The sequence below is a fragment of the Mesoplasma corruscae genome (assembly GCF_002930145.1).
Taxonomy (GTDB): domain Bacteria; phylum Bacillota_I; class Bacilli_A; order Mycoplasmatales; family Mycoplasmataceae; genus Entomoplasma; species Entomoplasma ellychniae.
In genome coordinates, this window is sequence record NZ_PHNF01000002.1 from 91,303 (window position 1) to 115,298 (window position 23,996).

The 23,996-nt window shown below is 29.6% G+C and carries 15 protein-coding genes and 3 rRNA genes; all 18 read left to right on the top strand.

Features of this window, described 5'->3' with window-relative positions; translation table 4 throughout:
• Positions 1 to 39 precede the first annotated feature (39 nt).
• The 18 genes from lon (at position 40) to ftsZ (ending at position 23,992) form a co-directional block, all read left to right on the top strand.
• Positions 40 to 2,409: an endopeptidase La gene (lon, locus tag MCORR_RS02930; protein ID WP_104208092.1), complete on the top strand. Its 2,370-nt coding sequence runs from the start codon at positions 40 to 42 to the stop codon at positions 2,407 to 2,409.
• 58 nt (positions 2,410 to 2,467) lie between these two features.
• On the top strand, positions 2,468 to 2,932 hold the full coding sequence (locus MCORR_RS02935; protein WP_181021222.1) for a GNAT family N-acetyltransferase: 465 nt from the start codon (positions 2,468 to 2,470) through the stop codon (positions 2,930 to 2,932).
• Between the two features lie 12 nt (positions 2,933 to 2,944).
• The gene (locus MCORR_RS02940) at positions 2,945 to 4,186 is read left to right on the top strand and encodes a replication-associated recombination protein A (RefSeq protein WP_104208094.1); all 1,242 of its coding nucleotides are present in this window, start codon (positions 2,945 to 2,947) and stop codon (positions 4,184 to 4,186) included.
• A 215-nt stretch (positions 4,187 to 4,401) separates the two neighbouring features.
• Positions 4,402 to 5,926, top strand: a 16S ribosomal RNA gene (locus MCORR_RS02945).
• 206 nt (positions 5,927 to 6,132) lie between these two features.
• Positions 6,133 to 9,041: ribosomal RNA gene (locus tag MCORR_RS02950) — 23S ribosomal RNA — on the top strand.
• A 65-nt stretch (positions 9,042 to 9,106) separates the two neighbouring features.
• Positions 9,107 to 9,215: ribosomal RNA gene (rrf, locus tag MCORR_RS02955) — 5S ribosomal RNA — on the top strand.
• Together the 16S, 23S and 5S rRNA genes form the textbook arrangement of a ribosomal RNA operon.
• Positions 9,216 to 9,330: 115 nt before the next feature.
• Positions 9,331 to 10,020 (top strand): ATP-binding cassette domain-containing protein, encoded by a 690-nt coding sequence (locus MCORR_RS02960; protein ID WP_104208095.1) that lies wholly within the window; start codon positions 9,331 to 9,333, stop codon positions 10,018 to 10,020.
• On the top strand, positions 10,004 to 10,711 hold the full coding sequence (locus MCORR_RS02965) for an ABC transporter permease (RefSeq protein WP_104205633.1): 708 nt from the start codon (positions 10,004 to 10,006) through the stop codon (positions 10,709 to 10,711). The genes MCORR_RS02960 and MCORR_RS02965 overlap by 17 nt, the downstream gene beginning before the upstream one ends.
• A 199-nt stretch (positions 10,712 to 10,910) precedes the next feature.
• Entirely contained in the window at positions 10,911 to 15,263 is a 4,353-nt protein-coding gene (locus tag MCORR_RS02970) for an ABC transporter permease (RefSeq protein ID WP_104208096.1), read from the top strand.
• A gap of 10 nt (positions 15,264 to 15,273) precedes the next feature.
• Positions 15,274 to 15,852 (top strand): hypothetical protein, encoded by a 579-nt coding sequence (locus MCORR_RS02975; protein ID WP_104208097.1) that lies wholly within the window; start codon positions 15,274 to 15,276, stop codon positions 15,850 to 15,852.
• 10 nt (positions 15,853 to 15,862) lie between these two features.
• Positions 15,863 to 16,915, top strand: coding sequence for a phenylalanine--tRNA ligase subunit alpha (gene pheS, locus MCORR_RS02980; RefSeq protein WP_104208098.1), 1,053 nt, complete (start codon positions 15,863 to 15,865; stop codon positions 16,913 to 16,915).
• 8 nt (positions 16,916 to 16,923) lie between these two features.
• A complete protein-coding gene (pheT, locus tag MCORR_RS02985; RefSeq protein ID WP_104208099.1) occupies positions 16,924 to 19,308 on the top strand; it encodes a phenylalanine--tRNA ligase subunit beta in 2,385 nt (794 codons plus the stop codon).
• A 1-nt stretch (position 19,309) separates the two neighbouring features.
• Complete coding sequence (locus MCORR_RS02990; RefSeq protein ID WP_104208100.1) at positions 19,310 to 19,810, top strand: DUF177 domain-containing protein; 501 nt, start codon at positions 19,310 to 19,312, stop codon at positions 19,808 to 19,810.
• 14 nt (positions 19,811 to 19,824) lie between these two features.
• Positions 19,825 to 20,004, top strand: coding sequence for a 50S ribosomal protein L32 (gene rpmF / locus MCORR_RS02995; RefSeq protein ID WP_104205639.1), 180 nt, complete (start codon positions 19,825 to 19,827; stop codon positions 20,002 to 20,004).
• A gap of 100 nt (positions 20,005 to 20,104) precedes the next feature.
• On the top strand, positions 20,105 to 20,560 hold the full coding sequence (gene mraZ / locus MCORR_RS03000) for a division/cell wall cluster transcriptional repressor MraZ (protein ID WP_104208101.1): 456 nt from the start codon (positions 20,105 to 20,107) through the stop codon (positions 20,558 to 20,560).
• Positions 20,560 to 21,486, top strand: a complete 927-nt coding sequence (gene rsmH, locus MCORR_RS03005; protein WP_104208102.1) for a 16S rRNA (cytosine(1402)-N(4))-methyltransferase RsmH — start codon at positions 20,560 to 20,562, stop codon at positions 21,484 to 21,486. Before mraZ ends, rsmH begins: the two co-directional genes overlap by 1 nt.
• Positions 21,487 to 21,495: 9 nt before the next feature.
• Positions 21,496 to 22,800 (top strand): hypothetical protein, encoded by a 1,305-nt coding sequence (locus MCORR_RS03010; protein WP_104208103.1) that lies wholly within the window; start codon positions 21,496 to 21,498, stop codon positions 22,798 to 22,800.
• Complete coding sequence (ftsZ, locus tag MCORR_RS03015; RefSeq protein WP_104208104.1) at positions 22,793 to 23,992, top strand: cell division protein FtsZ; 1,200 nt, start codon at positions 22,793 to 22,795, stop codon at positions 23,990 to 23,992. The genes MCORR_RS03010 and ftsZ overlap by 8 nt, the downstream gene beginning before the upstream one ends.
• Positions 23,993 to 23,996 lie beyond the last annotated feature (4 nt).

The window sequence follows — 23,996 nt, forward strand, 5'->3', positions numbered from 1 at the left end:
TGGTAATATATATATAACCTAATTAAGGAGGTTGAATTGATGAGTAAAAAAAACATATTACCAATAATACCAATTAAAGGGAACGTAGCTTTACCTTTAATAACAAAAAATATTGAAGTAGGTAAAAAAACGACTCTTAAAGCTGTTGACTTTGCTTCGCAAGAATCCGAAGCATCAGTTGTAATTGTTCCAATTAAACAAAGTTCAGAAGGTGAAGTAAAAGTCAAGGATTTTCTTGAATTTGGAACTATTACAGATTTTAGTGTAATTAAAAAATGAGAAAATAATGCTCTAACACTAAAACTAAGTCCTAAATTCAGAGTTAATATAAATAAAGTCTGAAAAGATAGTGAAAATGATTTTTGAATGTGTGAATTTGAAGAAGTAAACACAATTTTTGACTTAAATGAAGAAGATAAAAAAGAAATAGCAAGTTATATAACTGATCAAGCAAAAGATAATAAAGAATGAGAAAAGTATTTACATGTTAATTTAGAAAATAATAATGATGAAATTAACTATGAATTATTATTAGATTCTATAGTTAATGACTTTGCTTCAGGAAAAATTGTTCAAAACCCAGATTTTATTTTAAGTCCTTCTTTAAAAAATAGATGAGCTATTTTGAAAAACATTTTATCAAGCGATGAGGATGAAATGATTGTTCAACCAAACAATGTAGCTTCAGAAGCACAAGCCAGAGCGAATGTTGAACATGTTATCAACAAAAAATTAAAAGATAAAATGGATAAACAACAAAAAGAATATTATTTAAGAGAAAAAATGAGAATAATCAAAGATGAATTAGATGAAGAAGACTCTGAAAATGATAAAAATTCTATTGAAGGATATAAAAACAGATTAGCAAAAGAACCTTTCCCTATTGAAGTTAAAAATAAAATATTAGCTTCAATTAAAAGAATCGAGGCTATGCAATCAGGCACACCTGAATGAAATACTGAAAAAAATTATGTTGATTGAATGATGTCTATTCCTTGATGAGAAGAATCTGAAGATTTAACTGATTTACAATTTGCACAAGATATTTTAGATAAACATCACTATGGTTTGAAAAAAGTTAAACAAAGAATTATTGAATATTTGGCTGTTAAAACTAAAACTAGTTCTTTAAAAGCACCAATAATTACTTTAGTGGGTCCCCCAGGAGTTGGAAAAACTTCACTTGCTAAATCAATAGCTGAAGCTATTGGAAAAACTTTTGTTAAGGTAAGTTTGGGTGGGGTTAAAGATGAATCTGAAATTCGCGGTCATAGAAAAACTTATGTAGGTTCAATGCCAGGAAGAATTATTCAAACTATGAAAAGAGCCAAAGTTAAAAATCCTTTATTTTTACTAGACGAAATTGATAAAATGGCATCTGATCAAAGAGGTGATCCTGCTAGTGCGATGTTAGAGGTTTTAGACCCAGAACAAAACAAAGAATTTTCAGATCATTATATTGAAGAACCATATGATTTAAGCCAAGTTATGTTTATAGCTACTGCTAATTATGCTCAAGATATCCCTGAAGCTCTATATGATAGAATGGAAATCATTGATTTATCAAGTTATACTGAAATCGAAAAAATGAAAATTGCTAAAGACTATTTAGTAGATAAATCAGTAAAAGAACATTCGCTTTCAAAAGAAGAATTAACTTTTACAGATTCAGCTTTAGAAGAAATTATTAAATACTACACTCGTGAAGCCGGAGTTAGACAACTTGAAAGACATATTAACTCTATTTCAAGAAAATATATTGTTAAGCTATTGAATAAAGAACTTACAAACTTGATTGTTGATCCTAAAATAGTTAACGAATTTTTAGGAAAAAGAATATTTGACCATACTGAAAAACAAAATGAATCACAAGTTGGTGTAGTTACTGGTTTAGCATATACTCAATTTGGTGGAGACATTTTACCTATTGAAGTAAGTTTATATCCTGGAAAAGGTAATTTAGTATTAACTGGTAAATTAGGTGATGTTATGAAAGAATCTGCAACAATTGCTTTAACTTACGTAAAATCAAATAATAAAAAATATGGAATTGATTCCAAAATTTTTGAAAATAACGATATACACATTCATGTTCCAGAAGGTGCAGTGCCAAAAGATGGTCCAAGCGCAGGTATAACAATTACAACAGCGCTTATTTCTGCCTTAGCAAATAAACCTGTTTCTAAAGAATTTGGAATGACTGGTGAGATTACTTTGAGAGGTAATGTATTGCCTATTGGTGGTTTGAGAGAAAAATCGATATCTGCTGCTAGAAGTGGATTGAAGACTATTATAATTCCAATTAAAAATGAAAAAGATTTAGATGAAATTCCAGATGAAGTAAAATCTATTTTAAAAATAATACCTGCAGAAAAATACGAGCAAGTATTTGATATAATTTTTAAATAAATAAATAAATAAAAGTATGATTATTGCGATTGTACTTTATTTTATAAAAAGGAGAAAAATGAAAAAACAAATCAAAACGTATAACGAGTTAACTCCAAAAGAAATTTGAGATATTTTTAAATTAAGAACAGAAGTCTTTAATGTTGAACAACAATTTATAATTTCTGATATTGACGAAAATGATCTGATTTCTCATCACTTGACTTTTAGAAATGAAGATGATGAACTAATTGCATACTTAAGAATTTATTTAGAAAACGGACATTCAACTTTAGGAAGAATTGTTGTGCCTTTAAAGTTTAGATCGAACAATTATGGGAAAATGTTAGTTCAAGCAGGAATTGATGCTTGTTTAGAAAAATACCCTGATTTAGAACTTGAAATACATGCTCGAGATTATTTAAAAAGATTTTATGAATCTTTAGGGTTTGTATCAACTTCAGAACCACATATGTTTGATGGTGCACCACATAGATTTATGAAAATGGATTATTCCAAAAACAAAAAATTAAAAACAAAATAAAAAAGAGGTATTATGCCAACACCATTAGCTTATTTATTAAGACCAAAAACAACTAAAGATATTATTGGTCAAACTCATTTATTGGCCAAAGATGGATTGGTTGAAAGAATGATTAAAAATGATTTTACATCATCACTAATTTTTTATGGTCCAAGTGGAACTGGAAAAACTTCTTTTGCTATAGCTTTATGTAATGACTTAAAAATTGAATTTGATACCTTTAATGCAAGTTTTGAAAAAAAAGAAAAGTTAACTAGTATTTTAAATAAAGCGTTATCTTCAAAAAGATTTGTATTAATAATCGATGAAATTCACCGATTAAATAAAGATAAACAAGATATATTATTAAGTTATATGGAAAATGGAAATATTATATTATATTCAACAACTACTGAAAACCCATATTTTGTAATTAACCCAGCTCTTAGAAGTAGAGCTAATATTTTAGAATTAAAAAGAGTTGATCCTTTTGAATCATTTGAATATATCAAAAAACTTATTAATTCAAATAAACTTAATATTTTATTAGATGATGAAAGTTTGAAATATATTTGCGAAATTAATAATGGTGATATTAGAAGCTTAATTAATAATTTAGAAATTCTCATTAATTTATATGCAGAAGAAAAATTAACCTTAGATTTAATAACTAGTATATTTATGAATGCTAAAAATCCTTCTACTGCAGCTGGTGATGATTTTCATGATTTAAAATCAGCTTTTCACAAATCTATACGTGGAAGTGATGTGGATGCGTCATTGCATTACTTTTCAAGACTAATATCAATTGGAGATATAGAAACTTTGATGAGAAGAATGGTAGTTATGGCATATGAAGATATAGGGTTAGCAAATCCAAGTCTTCCGCCACGTGTATACACTGCTTGTGAAGCTTTTAGAACTTTAGGCATGCCAGAAGGAATTATCCCGTTAGGATTAGTTGTTATAGAAATGGCTCTATCTCAAAAATCTAATTCAGCAGTTAATGCAACTCATCAAGCATTTGAAGACGTTCAAAAAGGGATGGTATATGATATTCCTGATTATTTAAAAGATGCTCACTATAAATCTGCTGTTAAATTAAATAGAGGTGTTGGGTATAAGTACCCTCACAATTATAAAAATGCATACGTTGAACAACAGTATTTACCAAACAAAATAAAAAATATGAAATATTACATTGCTAAACAAGATGCAAATTATGAAAAAAGGGTTTGAGAAATATATAAAACATTTACAAACAAGACTGATTAAAAATTTATAAAAATAAAGAAGAAAAAAACTTTTTTATTTTTTTTTATTTTTTTCACACATTTATTTTTTATTATGATATTATTTTTAAGTGTCTCTCAGGAGATGCTAATGATCTTTGAAAACTAAATAGAACAACATTGTACAATCCTGTAAACAATTCAATTGAGTACAGATTAATATACAACATAAATATAATAGTCAGAATTAAACAATTTTAAAATGAGAGTTTGATCCTGGCTCAGGATAAACGCTGGCGGCATGCCTAATACATGCAAGTCGAACGGGAGTGCTTGCACTCCAGTGGCGAACGGGTGAGTAACACGTATCTAACCTACCTTTTAGTGGGGGATAACTTTTGGAAACGAAAGATAATACCGCATATTAATATCATTATCGCATGAGAAGATATTCAAAGATCCGTTTGGATCGCTAAAAGATGGGGATGCGGCGTATTAGTTAGTAGGCGGGGTAATGGCCCACCTAGACAATGATACGTAGCCGAACTGAGAGGTTGATCGGCCACATTGGGACTGAGATACGGCCCAGACTCCTACGGGAGGCAGCAGTAGGGAATTTTTCACAATGGACGAAAGTCTGATGAAGCAATGCCGCGTGAGTGATGACGGCCTTCGGGTTGTAAAGCTCTGTTGTAAGGGAAGAAAAAATTTGAGAGGAAATGCTCTTATCTTGACGGTACCTTACCAGAAAGCCACGGCTAACTATGTGCCAGCAGCCGCGGTAATACATAGGTGGCAAGCGTTATCCGGATTTATTGGGCGTATAGGGTGCGTAGGCGGTTTCGCAAGTTTGAGGTTAAAGCCCGGAGCTCAACTCCGGTTCGCCTTGAAAACTGTGGGACTAGAATATCAGAGAGGTAAACGGAATTCCATGTGTAGCGGTAAAATGCGTAGATATATGGAAGAACACCAGTGGCGAAAGCGGTTTACTGGCTGATTATTGACGCTGAGGCACGAAAGCGTGGGGAGCAAATAGGATTAGATACCCTAGTAGTCCACGCCGTAAACGTTGAGTACTAAGTATTGGGGATTACCTCAGTGCTGCAGCTAACGCATTAAGTACTCCGCCTGAGTAGTATGCTCGCAAGAGTGAAACTCAAAGGAATTGACGGGGACCCGCACAAGTGGTGGAGCATGTGGTTTAATTCGAAGCAACACGAAGAACCTTACCAGGGCTTGACATCCAGTGCAAAGCTACAGAGATGTAGTGGAGGTAAACATTGAGACAGGTGGTGCATGGTTGTCGTCAGTTCGTGCCGTGAGGTGTTGGGTTAAGTCCCGCAACGAACGCAACCCTTGTCGTTAGTTACTAACATTAAGTTGAGGACTCTAACGAGACTGCTAGTGTAAGCTAGAGGAAGGTGGGGATGACGTCAAATCATCATGCCCCTTATGTCCTGGGCTACACACGTGCTACAATGGCTGGTACAAAGAGTCGCAATCTCGCGAGGGGGAGCTAATCTCAAAAAACCAGTCTCAGTTCGGATTGAAGTCTGCAACTCGACTTCATGAAGCCGGAATCACTAGTAATCGCGGATCAGCTATGCCGCGGTGAATACGTTCTCGGGTCTTGTACACACCGCCCGTCAAACCACGAGAGTTGGTAATACCAGAAGTACGTAGCCTAACCGTAAGGAAGGCGCGTCCCAAGGTAGGACTAGCGATTGGGGTTAAGTCGTAACAAGGTATCCGTACGGGAACGTGCGGATGGATCACCTCCTTTCTATGGAGATATGACAAAAACAGATTGACTATTATATGTTCTATTTAGTTTTCAGAGATCATTAAAAATGAATCTCTGGAAAAGAGTATTGTTCTTTGAAAACTGAATATTAGATAAGCATTGTAAAAAGATTAAATAAATCAAATCAATTTTAACAAATTAATAAATTTTACTGAATCAATTATCAATTGCTTTAAGATTTTTTCTAAAAAAATAGTAAGGGCACATGGTGAATGCCTTGGAAAATGGAGCCGAAGAAGGACGTGATTACCTGCGAAAAGCATCGGGGAGCTGGAAGTAAGCTTTGATCCGGTGATATCCGAATGGGGAAACCCAATATGATTAATCTCATATTATCCATAAATGAATACATAGTTTATGAGAAGGGAACCTTGGGAACTGAAACATCTTAGTACCAAGAGGAAAAGAAAATAATAATGATTCCGTTAGTAGCGGCGAGCGAACGCGGAAAAGGCCAAACCAGTCTACGGGCTGGGGTTGTAGGACATCTTTTAGAGTTACAAAATCAATATATAGTAGAAGCTACTGGGAAGTAGTGGCATAGAGGGTGATACCCCCGTATACGAAATATATTGATCTCGTAGATGTATCCTGAGTACGACGAAACACGTGAAATTTTGTCGGAATCCGCCGAGACCACTCGGCAAGCCTAAATACTCCCATTTTACCGATAGTGAACCAGTACCGTGAGGGAAAGGTGAAAAGTACCCCGAGAGGGGAGTGAAATAGTTCCTGAAACCATGTGCTTACAAGAAGATAGAGCCCGTTAATGGGTGATATCGTGCTTTTTGTAGAAAGAGCCGGCGAGTTACTATATCGTGCGAGGTTAAGCAGAATCTGTGGAGCCGTAGTGAAAGCGAGCCTTAATAGGGCGTTTAGTACGATGTAGTAGACACGAAACCGGGTGATCTAGCCATGAGCAGGTTGAAGTTAGGGTAAAACCTAATGGAGGACCGAACCGACGTTCGTTGAAATGACCGCGGATGACTTGTGGCTAGCGGTGAAATTCCAATCGAACCCGGAGATAGCTAGTTCTCCCCGAAATATATTTAAGTATAGCGTCGAGGTTTACCGCAATGGAGGTAGAGCACTGAATCTATGATGGCCCCACCTAGGGGTACTGAATAGAATTAAACTCCGAATGCCATTGTCGGATACTCGGCAGTCAGAACATGGGTGATAAGGTCCATGCTCGCGAGGGAAACAGCCCAGATCGTCAGCTAAGGTCCCTAAATTTAGGTTAAGTGTGTAAGGATGTGAAATTGCACAAACAGCTAGTATGTTGGCTTAGAAGCAGCCATCATTTAAAGAGTGCGTAACAGCTCACTAGTCGAGTGATTTTGCGCCGAAAATGTACCGGGGCTAAACCTAATACCGAAGCTACGGATTGTATTTTTAATACAGTGGTAGGGGAGCGTTCTAAGTGCAATGAAGTCAGACCGTGAGGACTGGTGGAGCGCTTAGAAGTGATTATGCCGGCATGAGTAACGATTGAGGGTGAGAATCCCTCATACCGTTTGACCAAGGTTTCCTGGGCAAGGTTCGTCCACCCAGGGTTAGTCAGGACCTAAGGCGAGGCCGAAAGGCGTAGTCGATGGACAACAGGTTGATATTCCTGTACCTGCTAGTTAGTGATGGAGTGACGGAGAAAGGTAGTGTATCCCAGGCGATGGATGTCCTGGGTTAAGCACAAAGGCGGCAACATAGGCAAATCCGTGTTGTATTAAACGCTGAAGTGTTATGAGGAGTGAACGGTTCGCCTAGTAACGAAGTACATGACCCTACGCTTCCAAGAAAAGCTTCTAACTTAATAACTAGTAGCCTGTACCTATAACGAACACACGTGGTCAAGGAGAAAATCCTAAGGTAAGCGAGATAACTGTAGCTAAGGAACTCTGCAAAATAACTCCGTAACTTCGGAAGAAGGAGTGCTCACTTTTAGTGAGCCGCAGTGAAGAGGGAGGGGCAACTGTTTAGCAAAAACACAGCTCTCTGCTAAGTCGTAAGACGAAGTATAGGGGGTGACGCCTGCCCAGTGCCGGAAGGTTAAGAGGAGAAGTCAGCGCAAGCGAAGCTTTGAATTGAAGCCCCGGTGAACGGCGGCCGTAACTATAACGGTCCTAAGGTAGCGAAATTCCTTGTCAGGTAAGTTCTGACCCGCACGAAAGGCGTAATGATCCCTTCGCTGTCTCGGCTGCAGACTCGGTGAAATTTTAGTACCGGTGAAGATGCCGGTTACCCGCAACTAGACGGAAAGACCCCGTGGAGCTTTACTATAACTTGATATTGAAATTTGGTATAACGTGTAGAGGATAGGTGGGAGACTTTGAAGCTGGACCGCTAGGGCCAGTGGAGTCGTCCTTGGAATACCACCCTCGTTATATTGGATTTCTAACTTCGACCCATTATCTGGGTTAAGGACAGTGTCTGGTGGGTAGTTTGACTGGGGCGGTCGCCTCCTAAAATGTAACGGAGGCGCTCAAAGGTACCCTCAGCATGGTTGGAAATCATGCAAAGAGCGCAAAAGTAGAAGGGTGCTTGACTGTGAGACTTACAAGTCGAACAGGTACGAAAGTAGGATTTAGTGATCCGGCGGTCCCGAGTGGAAGGGCCGTCGCTCAACGGATAAAAGTTACCCCGGGGATAACAGGCTGATCTCCCCCAAGAGTTCATATCGACGGGGAGGTTTGGCACCTCGATGTCGGCTCATCGCATCCTGGAGCTGTAGTCGGTTCCAAGGGTTGGGCTGTTCGCCCATTAAAGCGGTACGCGAGCTGGGTTCAGAACGTCGTGAGACAGTTTGGTCCCTATCTGTTGTGGGCGTAGGAAAATTGAAGAGAGCTGTTCCTAGTACGAGAGGACCGGAATGGACACACCTCTGGTGCTCCTGTTGTCACGCCAGTGGCACAGCAGGGTAGCTATGTGTGGAACGGATAATCGCTGAAGGCATCTAAGCGAGAAGCCTCCTTTAAGATGAATTTTCCCATTTTTAAAATGTAAGATCCCTTGTAGACTACGAGGTTGATAGGATGGATGTGTAAGTATCGTGAGGTATTAAGCTAACCATTACTAATAGATCGAGAGAATTTTTAGAGAAAAAAGCAATTGAATGATGCAAGTCTAGTATTTAGTTTTCAGAGAACAATTCTGAGATAATGATCTGGTGATTACAGCATAGAGGTCACACCTGTTCCCATACCGAACACAGAAGTTAAGCTCTATAGCGGCGATGATATTGCATTTGTGAGAAAGTAGCACGTTGCCAGTTCAAAATTAAAGAACCGAAAGGTTCTTTTTTTTTTTTTTTTTTTTTGCTTTTTGCTTGTATTCAAATTGTTTTAAGAGTAACATTACTTCTAAATATAGAAAGGGGAATTAAAATCATGCTAAGTTTAGTTAATATAAGTAAAAAATACAAAAGTTTACCTATTTTAAAAGATATAAATTTAAATATCAAAGAAAATGAAAAAATAGGTATTATGGGTGTTAATGGCTCTGGAAAAACGACTTTAGCAGAAATAATATTTGGTGTTATAAAGCCAAATAAAGGAAAAATTATTTTTTCAAATAGCAACATAGTAATTAAAAATGCAGTTTTTCAAGATGTATCATTTGATGGAGAATTAAAATTAAAGTCAATTTTCAAGTTTTTTTGTTCCGCACTTAAGGTTAAATGTGGCAACAAAAAAATATCTGAAAAGTTTGAAAAGTTCGAACTAGAAAATCAATTAAATTTAAGATACTCTAATCTTTCTGGTGGTCAAAAACAAAAGTTTAAATTTCTTATTGCACTTTTAAATAATCCAAACTTTTTGTTACTCGATGAACTAACAACTCATCTAGATTACGAATGAAAAATTAAAATAGTTGATTTAGTTACAAAATATTTAGATACTAAAGAGTGTGTTTTGCTGTTAATTTCACATGACTCTTATGAAGTCGCTAAGTTGTGTGACAGAGTTATAGTTATTAAAGATAATGTAATTAATAAAGATTTTAAATTATCTAGTAACTTTGAAGAATCTTTATTAATCATTAAAAAAATGGTATATGATAATGATTGCAATAATTAAATTAGAACTAATTAAGTTTTTGAAAAATCCTTTTTCATTATTTTTTTCATTTCTATTGCCTTTTATATTATTAATTTTTGAAGGTACAGTCTTTGGCGTTAAGCTATATTATATTGGTCCAGGCCTAATTATAATGAATGCTGCAACGCTAACTATTTCAATATTAACAAATTCTTTATTTAATGACAGAATTACAAAAATAACAAAGCAAATTTCAATAACTCAACTATCTATTTTAAAATACATGTTTGGAAAACTTATTTTTAATTACATTTTATTTCTTATTAATTTTTTTATTATTACTTTTTTCTCATTTTTAATTTTTAAAATATATTGAACTTTATTTATCATAATTTCTTTATTATTTATTACAACAATTGCTTTTCTAACTTTTTTCTTTATTTCAGTAATTATTTCTAGTAGTTTAGAGACTTATAAAAATTGTTCGTTTACTGCATTAATTTGCTTTTATATAATTTTATTTTTATCAGGTTCTGTAATACCTGCTGAACTATTTCCGAACTGGGTGAAAATCATTCAAATCTTGATACCTAGTGGTTCGGCTATTTTGATAATTGTTAATTTAAAAGAAGGAATAATTTTAAGTTCAACTTGATATTTTTACTTGATAGCAATAATTCAATTAATTGTTTTTGCTCTTTGAGCTTTTAAGAAATTTAAGTGACAGTAATTATTTTATGTCATAGAAAGGTAAATATGAAAAAAGATAAAATTTTGATATTTCAAACCTTAGATCAAAACATGAATCTAAATACTCATGTTTTTTTATTGCATTCAAAATCTACAAAATAATATCCCCTTAATTTAAAATCAATTATTTATTAAAGGTGCTATACTATAAATAATACAGTTTAAAGGAGTAAATATAGATGAAAAAAATACTTAAAAGCTATATGAAAACCTTTATTAAAAATTGAGTTTCTTCATTATTTATTATTGTATTTTTAGCATCGTTAACAACAGCAATTATAGGCATTTTAGCTTCACCCATACAAATTTATCTAAAATTGCATTCCAGTGAAAATAAAACTGTTAAATATGACAATAAAATAGATTTAGATAATTCTCAAAGCGTAATCTATAGTTATGATTTTATTGAAAAATATTTTATGACTGAGAATGAAAGTCCTATTGAGAGTGAAGGTATAAACATTTTAAAATCAAACGCAAATGTAGACATTGATTTGAAACCAATTAGTTATTCTCAAACTGAAAAAGATAATTTAACAAATGTTTTTAACAAATTTTTAGCTTCTTATAGAACTAGTAGCATAGGAAGTTTGTCTTTAAGTACAAAAAACTTTTCAACAATATTTAAAGATGATAAAGAAATAAAAAAGATTATATGTTTGCATATCACTAAGGCTATTAGTGAAGCTATATTTGAACTGGAAAGTTCAAGCAACGATGTTACTAGCCAAGACATTAGTTCAGCTCTTCTTGGTGCTTTATATAAAATTTTTGTTTTTGCAAACTTGAACAAACTAATTGATTTTTCAGATGTTTCTTTAATTGATCAATTAAAGAATTTAGAACTAAATAGCTTAAAAAATTTGACTGAAAATTTGATTAAATTAATGGTTGAAAATTTTAAAAAAAGCCAAGCACAAGACCAAGCACAAGAATTTTATTTTTTAAATTATGCTTTGATAAAATCAGAATATTCAAAAAAACTTTGAAATAAAAATTACCTACATGATGATAGAGTTATAGTATTAGAAAAAATTATAGAAGAAATCTCAAAAAATAAAAAAGCAAATTATGAATTGAGTGTTAGTCAGTCTTTCAAATTAGCTCCCTCTCAAGGTATTTTTGGTGGAAAAAATACAGCTGACTTAAAAAGTGAATATAGTTGAGCTATAAATACAAAAGAAAAGAAATATTCTGATATAACAAAAGTGTTATTTGACAAATCAATTGCTAAAAACTCAGAAAATACTCACGAATGAAAAGCTGATTTAAATGATAACCCTGAAGTTATTATTTCTGCTGCTTTTGCAAAATTAAATAATATTAAAGTAGGTGACTATATAGATTTACCAGAAGCAAATTCATCACAATTTGGAACGTTTTTAAACTTCCTAAGTAAAGAAGAAATTTTTAATAATATTCATCTAACTGAAATGTATTTTACAAACTCATTTAAAGTTAAAGTTGTTGGCATAGGTCAAAATTTAGAAGATTTTTTTCCGGGACCCTCATATTCATCTTTTAATCAAAAACAAAACAATTACGCTATAGTTTATGCAAATAATAATTTCACACAAAGATATAAAAATTTTGAATGAAAATTTTTAAATAGTTCTGAATCAACAGGTTCTTTATCTTTAAAAATTAAATCAGAAAAAACAAGTGACAAATTAGAAGCTCAAGATTTTATATTTAAAAAAAACAATGATGAAGATTTTTTAATTTTTCAAAAACCAAGTTCATTTTTAAAAAAATGAAGTGACAGTAACTTTGACAAACAGTCAACCAATTTAAAAATTAGAATTATTATTTTTATAGTTATATCTTTTGTAATATTACTTTTAGCTTTTTTGTTTATAAACTTTAATATTAAAAAAGAAATAAATGAAACAAGAAAACAGCTGGGAATTTTTAAATCTTCTGGATACTTTACAACAGAACTTAGTTGAGTATTTGCGCTTAAAACTTTTGTTTTATTTTTCACAAGTATATTAATAGGTTTTTTCTGTTCTTTCCCATTTCAAAAGTTTGCTGCTAGAGGTTTTGAAAACTCTTTAACAATTTATTTTAATAAAGTCTATTTTTCACCAATTATGTTTTTAGTTATTGTTATTGGGATACCTTTATTCTTTTTGTTTATTGCTTTCTTATTTACTTTAAAAGACTTAAATGAAAAACCATTATCTTTAATAAACAATGATAAAAAGAGAACCTATAAAACTAAAAAAAGTTTATTATCAAAAATTTCAGAAAAACATAACATATTTTTTTCTTGAAGATTAAGAAAAGCTTTCATTAAAAATTCCAAAGGGAAGTTCGTTATGATTCAAACTCTTTTTGCTTTTTCTTCACTTTCATATATTTTAATATTTGGATCTCAAACTTTAACAACAAAAATTATTAATCAAAGTTTTGCTGTTTACAATGAAAAAGTTGATCATTATTATGATTGAACTGGTTCATATTCAAAATACGTAATAAATTCGCAAAAAAAATATGATTGAGATCAATCAAAACAAAATCCTATAGAACTAGACTATAAAGATATATCAGATTTTAAAAACACAAATGATTATTTAACCAGTGAAGATTTAACCAATGATTATAGATATAAAGTTTCTGCTTTAGCTCAAATGACTATAAACTATTTCAATAGTTTAAGTGATGAAGATAAAGTTCAGTTCATATTGCCTCAAAATGAAGTAGAATACACTATACAAAAAACGTTTGGATTTGATTTATCATCAAGTCCTGATGGTAAAACAATTAGTGATGTAAATTTTTTATCAACGATTTTAAATTTTGACTTAAACAGTGATTCATTAAAAGAAGGCATTTTCGAGATTAAAACAACTGGAAAAACTAATAAAAAAATTACTTTAGAATCTTTAGAATCTTCAAAAAATGAAAATACTGTAACTCTTAAAAACATTACAGAAGCTAAGCTTAAAAACATTTTTTATAATGAATTAACTCAACTATTTGCTATAAAAATGTTTCAAATAGCTGCTATTTATGAGTATTTACCTGTAATGCTAAATAAACCAAATAGTAAGTTTACAACTGAAGAATTAGTTTCTGCTTTTGCATCAAATGAAAAAATTAATTTTAACTATCATCAGTTCATTAATATAACAAGCAATTTGCCATTATTAAAAAATTATAATCCAGCTAAATCAGTTTTTTGAAAAACTGGTGATAATAATGAGATGTTTAAACATACATCATCAATTTTAAGCGACACAAAGCAGTTTGATGATTCTCAAATAATTTCGCTATTGTACAAAGGAAGTTTGGATTTATTACCTTCTACTTTATCTTCAAATTTATTAATAAGTGATGCAAACGAAAATACTTTAACTGACAAAATGATAAACTTTAATAGCATAATGTTTGATAAAAATAAAGAAACTTTGACATCGAAAATATATTTGAATGTAGGTGATAAGTCTGATGAAAGTCTTATTCAAACCTATTTATTGTCTGATCAAACATCAAAGTACGGTGACTTTAGAAAAACATTTAATTTTTATGGTATAAATAATAATCAAATGAATGAATTTTTAGAACCTTCTGATGGTGTTATTCCCGCAATTATTCCTTATTTCTTGCACCGAGATAAAAATATTAATATTGGTGATGTTCTAACATTACATAGCAATACTTCTGAAAAGTTAGAAATAAAAGTTAAAGTCGTTGGCATAAATCAAGCTGAAACAATTTCATTAGGTCAAGATTCAATCATGTTAAATAAAGAGAGTTTTGAAAATCAGTATTTTAATAGTGATTTATTGGACAAACCAGTGTTTAATCAATTATTTTCTTATAAAGAAATGTTATCAACTGAAATGTCTTTTTCAAATATTATCACTTCCTTTTTAAAAACAATAAATAAAGAAGAAAATATCACAATAACTAGTGATAAGCAATCAAATGTATTTTATGAAATGATTTATGGTGTATTTGATGAAACTAAAGAAAAACCTTCAAAAGTAATATCTTCAACAACAACAAATGTTTCAAAAACACAAAATACTTTTTTATTAACCAATTCGTCATTTTTAACTAAATATTGAAATAAGTCTGTTCCATTTAACATCATGAAATCAGCTGCAAACTTTGCGATCGAAATTTCCAATAAAATTATGTTTGTGTTTGTTTTACTATCAACTATTATTTTATCTATTATTTTATTAGTGGTAATAGGCATAATAGTTGATGAATCAAAAGCTACAATATTAACAATGAAAGCTTTAGGATATAAAAAAATGCGAGTTAATTGGACTATTATGGGAAGTTATATTATAGGTCTACTAATTTCGTTTGCAATAGCTTTTATTTTATCAATTATCATTTGGCAAGTTCTTTTATATTGAGTATCAGTTAAATTTTCTGTTTATATATTCTTAGGAGTGGATTATAGGTCGGCTTTAATTACAGCACCAATTGTTTTTGTTGTTTTAATATTTGGTTGATTTGTAGCTAATAAACAAGTAGAAAAATTATCACTATCACAAATAACCAATATATAATATTTATATTATGGAATCGATTAAAATAAAAATCATAAATGACTTTGAAAAAAAGCATATTAAAAAAGAACAATCAAGTGAAATTTTTAATATCAACTTTAAGTGAGAGTATCTCTCACTTTTTGAGTTATGTTCAAAACCTAAATTATTAGCTTATATAAAAAAAATATATAAAAAAGATATAAACTGAAAAACAAACAATTTTGTTAATGAAAGCATTGATCAAATAAGAATCTTTTTGAAATCTATAGATTGTGCTTTTTGAGATTACATATGCTTAACAAATGATTCAAAATTAATCTTAAATATGTATGAAGAATTTTTAAGAGAAATATATTCTAAATCCAAAAAATTAGTGAACAATCATTTTATAAGCATGATTATTTGTATGAACGAAGGTATTGAATATACTTTAAATCATGAAAATCACCCAGTTATTGAGAGTTTTGATACAATATTTCAAGATTTTAAAATATGTTTTCAAAAATTTATTTTAAAAAGGTTAAAATCTATAAATAAGAACTATCCAGGTATAAAAATATTGCAATTAATTATTAGTGCTTATGAAGAACAATTAGAAATAATATAAAAGGGGAAACATGTTAAATAAAATAGAAGCAATTAAAACCTTAGTAATAAAAGAATTAGCAGTGGCTAAAACTGTTTCAGAAATAGAAGCAATTAAGAAAAAAAATCTATCAAAAGATTCCGAATTGAATGCAATTTTAAAATCATTAAGAAGCTCTGAAATAGAAAATAAAACTGAAGTTGGAATGAAAGGTAATGAATTAAGAAATTTTATTAATGAACAAACAACAAATAAAATAAATGAATTGAGTAAAATTGAAAATAATATAAAATTACAAAATGAGAAATTTGACCCTTCAATTCCAAGTTCTTTAATTAGACTTGGAACAATTCACCCTTTAAATATTGTTGTGGAAGAATTAACTGATATATTTAGCGAAATTGGTTTTGATGTATTACCAAATCGTGATGTTGAGTTTGATAAATTTTGCTTTCAAAATTTAAATTTACCAGTTGGTCATCCTGCAAGAGACATGCAAGATTCGTTTTATATTAATGAAGAGTTAGTGCTAAGTACTCATAATACAAACATGTCTGCTAGAATGTTATTTAAAATGGCTGAAGAAAAAAATTTTGAAGGAAGTTATGCAAATATTTCAATTGGGAATGTTTATCGTAGAGATGATGATGATGCTACTCACTCTCACCAATTTATGCAAATGGATGTTTTGGCCGTATCTAAAAAAATTAACTTTACTAATTTAAAATGAATTTTAAAATATATGTGTAAAAGATTGTTTGGCGAAGATGCAAAAATTAGACTCAGACCAAGTTTGTTTCCTTTTACTGAACCAAGTGTTGAAGTTGATGTAAGTTGTTTTAAATGTAAAGGAAAAGGTTGTTCAATTTGTAAATATTCAGGGTGAATAGAAATTTTAGGATCAGGAATTATTAATGAGCAAGTTATGAAATTAAATGGAATGGATCCTTCAAAAAATACTGCTCTTGCTTTTGGAGTGGGTATTGAAAGAATAGCTATGTTGAAATTTGGTATTTCTAATATCAGAAGCTTATATGAAAATAACATTAAATTTTTAGAACAATTTAAGTTCTATGGGGAATAAGGATAAATATGATAATTACAAGAAAATGATTAAATAAATACTTAGACTTAACAAATGTTACAAATGCACAAATTGCTATTGCTTTCAACTCACTAGGCTTTGAAGTAGAAGAAGAAATTGACTATTCAAAGTTTAGCAATAATAAAATAGTTTTGGGATACATAGAATCTGTAGAACAAATTCCTGAAACAAATTTGAAAAAAACTGTCACAAAAATTGGCGCTAACAAAAAAGTTACTATTTTATCAACTGCAAGAAATATTATTGCAAATAATTATGTTGTGGTTGCTTTGCCTGGGGCAACTTTGTTTAATGGAAACATATTAGATAACCGTAAAATGTTAGGCATAGTTTCAGAAGGGATGTTTTGTGCATATAACGAAATAGCATTTTCAAATAATAACTTAACTGAAGCAGAAATTGTGGAAATTGTTTTTGTAACATCGTTATCAAAAGATTTAGAAAAACAATTAGGTAATCCAATTGGTGAAATAATTGGACTTGATGATTATGCTTTTGATCTAGATTTAACACTTAATAGAAGCGATGCTTTAGCTGGCTATCAATTGGTTAAAGAACTAGCTAACTATTTTGATTTAGAACCAATTGAATATAAAAATGAGTTTAAGTATAGTAAGCAAACTCAAAAATTTAATATTAATATAAATAAAAAAGTAGAACAAAATATTAATACCATATCATACAGTTTAGTTCACTTGAATGAAAATGAATTTAATTTAACAACTCACGATGATATTTTACTAAAAATATCAAAAATTAAATCTAATGATAATAAATTTGAACAATTAGCCAATATAGCAACTTTTAAAACCGGTCAACCTTTTATTTTAATGGATGCTGACAAAGTTACAAATGATTTTGAAATAACTAATCAAAAATTTGATGACAAAGAGATTCTAGTTTTAAAAAATAACAAAAGATTAGTAAACATTATTGGTCTAAAAACCGAAAAAGAATTTGCAGTAACTAATCAAACACAAAGAATATTAGTTCTAATGTTAAATATAGATCAAATTATAATGCGAGGACAATTAAAAAAATTAAATATAAATAATATTGATTTGCAAAGATATGCTAAGCCGCTAAATAAAAATTTATTTAATCAAGGGCTAATAGCTTTACTAAATGTGTTTAGTAAATATAAAATTTTAGATTTTGTTGAAAATATTGAAGTTGTATTAAAAGGCGAACAACCTTTAAATGTATATAAAACTACATTATCAAGAATAAATCAAATTTTAGGTATGGAATTTACTGTTCCTCAAATAATAGATTTATTCAAACATTTAGACATTAAAGTCACATCAAAAAAAGATGAAATAACTTTTGATATTGATGAAAATAGAACTGATATTTACGGTGAATTTGATTTATGTGAAGAAGTTGCAAGAATTTATGGTTATGACAACTTTGATGAAAAACCATTAGAATTTACAATGTTTAATAAGACAAACAACCTTGAAAGAAAATTAAAAAATAAAGTTGTTTCATATTTTGTAGGTAATGGTTTTAATAATATAAAATCATATTCTTTAACTGAAAAGACAACTAATAAAGCTTGAAACATGTTTGATGTTAAAGGGATTATTAATGTAATGAGTCCTCTTTCAATTCAAAGGGAAAGTTATAGAACTAATTTATCTAAAACAATGGTTGAAACTATTATTTTTAATGCAAATAATGGAAATAAGAACTTAAAATTATTTGAAGTTGGAGATATTTTTGGACTAAATGAATTTAGAGAAAATCATTTATGTTTTGCTGTTAGTAATCAAATTGTTAAAGATCCAATCACAAAAGTTGATATTAAATCAAGTTATGCTTATATTCAATCTTATTTAATTGCTATTTTAAATTTTTATAAAGTTAATTTAAAAGAAGTTTCTTTTATTAATAAAGAACCAACAACTTCAGATATCCACCCTTTTATTAATATTGAAGTTAAATATAAAAATAAAACTTTAGCTTACATATTTAAATTGAACCCCGCTTTTGAAAAGGCAAATAAAATTGGTGAAACTTTTGTTTGTGAAATAAACATTAATGCCATTTATGATGTTTCTGAAAAAATTCATAAAACTAATGAATTATCTAAATTTCAAAAATCTTACAGAAATATTTCAATGGAATTATCTAGAGAGCAAAGTTACCAAGATATTGTTAAATCAATAGTTGATGGTGTTAAACATTTGGTTTCTTATGAAATAGTTGATATTTATGCAGATGATCAAATGAAAAATGAGAAAAAATACTCAATAACTTTTAAATTTGAATTTAACAGCATTGATAAACAACTAACTGAACAAGAAATTTCTTCTCAATTTAATATTATTTTAAATAGAGTAAAAGATGCTAAGGTTAAAATAAGATAATATGGATATTAATTATTTTGAAAATAATTTACATACTGAAATAATTAAAGAAATTAAAACACTTGAGGATTTTAAAATATTTCATCCTTCAGTTACTAAATTATCTAAATTTGAAATTGATGTTGATTTAGATTGAAGTAAATCGCTTTCTATTTTAAGTGTTAATGGCATAATTAATTTTAGTTTACTTTTTGTAAATGAATTCACTAATAAAGAAGAAGAATACTCAAATTCTATTGATTGAAGTGAAGAATATTGTTTTTCTTCAAACGCAAGTTCAAATTCTAATATTATTTTGGGTGATAGGTTTAATGTATTAAATTACGCTATAGAACAAATAAACATAAATTTGCCATATAACTTATCCAATAACAATAATGATATAATAAAAAAAGTATGCTCTAATGATGTTTTTTTTACAGAAGAAGAGTATAATAAAAATGAACAAAATAAACTGGACCCAAGATGAAATCAATTGGACCAGTTTAACAAGAAAAAGTAAAAAGGAGGTACCAAATGGCTGTACCATTTAGAAAGACTAGTAAATCCGTTAAGAATAAAAGAAGAAGTCATTTAGCTTTAGTAGCATCTAATTTAGTTTCTTGTGAAAATTGCGGAGCAATGATAAAATCTCATAGAGTATGTAGAGACTGTGGATTTTATAAAGGTAAAGAAGTTAAATCTATTGAAGATTAATTTAAAATAATAATAAAATGAGCTTTGAGCTCATTTTTTTTCTATTTTTTACACATTTTTATTAATAAGTTTTATAATATTAACATGATAGTGGGAAGAAATGGGGGAAAGTGGTATGTTATTTTATGGAACATATGAACATAATTTAGATGAAAAACAAAGACTTACCATTCCTTCTAAGATACGTGGAAAAGTTCAAGGAACTATACTATACGTTTCTAAAGGTTTTGAAGGAAGTTTAGAAATGAGAACTGAAACTGAATTTCAAAAGTGAAGCAATCAAATATTAAGTCTATCAAGTTTTAATAAAGACACTCGAATGTTGACTCGTGAAGTTATCGCTAACACCCACGAAGTCGAATTAGATAAAAGTGGAAGAATTAATATACCCGCTAACCTTTTAAAACTAGCAAATATTAATAAGTCTGTTTTTATCTTGGGGATGGGTGATCGTATAGAAATATGAGATAGTCAAACCTTTAATAACTATCAAAAAGCAAATGAAAATAAACTTGAAGAGATATCAGAAAAAATTTATCAAGGAATAAATAACTAATGAATAAGCATATACCAGTTTTATTAAAAGAATCAATTGATTATTTAAATATAAAAAAAGACGGAGTTTATGTTGACTGCACATTAGGCAGAGGTGGTCATTCTAGTGAGATTCTCAAAAAGTTAACTTCTGGGATGTTATATTGTATTGACCAAGATGCTACTGCTATTGAAGATGGTGAAAATAATCTATCAAAAATTAGTAGCAGGTTTAAAATATTGCAATCTAACTTTAAAGACATAGCAATGATGTTAGCTTTAAATAATGTTTTGAAAGTTGATGGCATTTTATATGACTTGGGAGTATCTTCACCTCAATTTGACATCCCAAAAAGAGGTTTTAGTTATAGGTTTAATGGGCCGCTAGACATGAGAATGGATATTGTGAACAATCCTGTCACAGCTGAAACTATATTAAATACTTATTCACAAGAAGAACTTGAAAAAATTTTATGAAATTACGCTGATGAAAAATTTGCAAGATCAATTGTAAAAAACATTATTCAAGCAAGGCCAATATCAACAACTTTTGAACTAGTGGACATTGTTAAAAAATCACTACCTGCAAAAGTGCTTAATTCTCCAAAACACCCAGCAAAAAAAACTTTTCAAGCTTTAAGAATTGCTGTAAATGATGAATTCGAATCTCTTAAACAATCTCTTCAACAAAGTTTGGTCTTATTAAAACAAAAAGGAAGAATAGTGGTAATAACTTTTCATTCATTGGAAGAAAAAATAATTAAAGAAGTTTTTAAAAAAGAAACATTAGATGAACAAAAATACTTTTTAAATAACTTGCCATTTGCATTTGAATCAGATAAGCAATTTAAGTTAGTGATAACTAAACCATTAAAACCAAGTAAAACTGAATTAGAAAAAAATAAAAGAAGCCACAGTGCAAAACTATGAGTTATAGAAAAAAAATAAGGAGATATTATGAAAAATAAACCATTAACAACAATTGAAATAAAAGAATGAAGTATTACAATTGCAACAACTAAAACTTTTAAAAATAAACCAATTAGTATTTTTAATGAAACTAAATTTTTTGATATCCCTGTTTTAAACTCAAATGGTCTTGTTATAGAACCAATTATGGTGAAAAAAGCTCTTGGAAATATTTTTAATCAATGTTCTCTTGAATTTTCTAAAGAATACTTAAAAGAAGTCATTTGCATTTTACCAAGTCAAACTTATATTAAAACACCAATAAAAAATTCTTTTAGATTATCTGCAGATCAACCAATTAATAAAGAAATGATTGATAAATTGAAGTTATCAATTGAAAAGAAATTAAAAGAAAATGATCATAATGAAATTTTCAATTTAAATTTTGAAAACATTCTAGTAAATGATAAAAAATGAGAAAACTTTGAAGAAATTAATGGCTCATTAGTTACTTTCATTTATAACTATGAAACTATTGACAAAGCTGTATATAAATCACACACAAGTATTGTTAAAAGTTTTGGTAAACAAATAAGCAAAATTGTTCCCAATATTCAAGCTTTATTTAACATACCAAATTCTGGCATAAAAACACCAGAAAATGCAATTATTATTAATTGAGAAAATAACAAAGTTGAATTTGGTGTTTTCAAAAAAAATAGCATTCAAACTTTTAAAACTTTAAATCAAGGTTTTGATAAAGTAATTGAAAAAATGGCTAAAAAATTTAATATTGATGAAAATTTATGTCGAAAATATTTATTTGAATCATTAGACTTAAACTCAAATAACTTTTTATCAAATATAATTCTAAAAGTTAAAAACTTTAAAAATGAATATGAATTTAATGGTTATATATTTAAAAAAGAGTTTATTAAACAAATCGATGAAGTTTTAAAAAAAATAACTGAAATTATTTCACAAAGTTTAGGTAATGAATTATTTAGATTTCCTATTTATCATTATGGCATATTAACCCAAATAACAAACATTAGTAAATTCTTCAAAACTAAAACCACAACAAATAATTTTTTTGGTTCTTTTTCTTTAATTGGGACACTTAATGAATGTATATTAGCAACAACATATGGTGTTTGAAATACAATTGATACCTTAATTAAAAATGAAAAATCATTTGATAAATTACAACCTAAAAAAGTAGAGGCAAACTTGTCATTTGATTTTTTCAATCACCCTTCTGAAAATGGATATATGCAAGCTTTATTTTTAAAACAAGATGGTATAATAATAGATAAAGTTAAGCCTAATGAAGGAGAGCAAAAGTATGAGTAGTAAACAAGACTTTAGTCAAAGAGCAAAGATAAAAGTTATTGGTGTTGGTGGTGGAGGAAATAATGCTATCACAAGAATGTTTGAATATGGAGCACATGGCGTTGATTTTTATATAGCTAACACTGATGCTCAAGTTTTAGCAGGTTCAAGTGTACCTAATAAATTAATTTTAGGTGAAAAATCTACAAAAGGATTAGGTGCAGGAGCTAATCCAGAAGTTGGTAAAGCTGCAGCTATTGAGAGTGAAGCTGAATTAAAAGAATCTTTAAAAGATGCTGATTTAATTTTTATAACAGCTGGAATGGGTGGTGGTACTGGAACTGGTGCTGCTCCTGTTATTGCTAGAATTGCACAAGAAACTGGAGCTTTAGTTGTAGCCATTGTAACTAAACCATTTAGGTTTGAAGGTAAATATAGAAATCAATTTGCTGAAGAAGGAATTATTGAATTAAAAAAATACGTTGATTCTACTATTGTTATTTCAAACGATAGACTTTTAGAATTTATCGGGGCTAAACCAATTCAAGAAGCTTTTGGTGAAGCGGATGCAATTTTAAAACAAGGAGTACAAACAATTACTGATCTGATTGCAGTACCAGCATTAATTAACTTAGACTTTGCTGATGTTAAAACAGTTATGTCTAAAAAAGGAAATGCTTTATTTGGTATTGGTTTAGGTACTGGGCCTGATAAAGCGAATTTAGCAGCAAATGATGCCATATCTTCAACACTACTTGAAGCCTCAATTAATGGAGCTAGAGATGTTATTGTTAATGTAACTGGTGGAGAAGGTATTTCATTAAATGATGCATATGATGTTGTTGATGTTGTTAACCAAGCAATTGATAACCCTGAAGTTAATATTGTTTTTGGGGTAGCTATTAATAAAGAATTAACTGAAAAAGATGAATTAGTTGTAACTGTTATTGCAACTGGATTTGATGAAAACAAAGATATTGAACAAAATATTATTAAACCTTCTGTTAAACCAACAACTGTTTCAAGTTTTGCAAATCTTAGATCTTCAAATTTAACAAAACAGGCACAAAAATCAATCGAAACATTAAAAACCACCACATTTGAAGAGGAAATATTTAATGCACATCAAACTATGCAAAGTTCTTCACTGTTAAACAATGAAGAACAACAAGAAGAAGAATTGGATAATGATTTTCCAACATTCTTAAAGTAGGAGG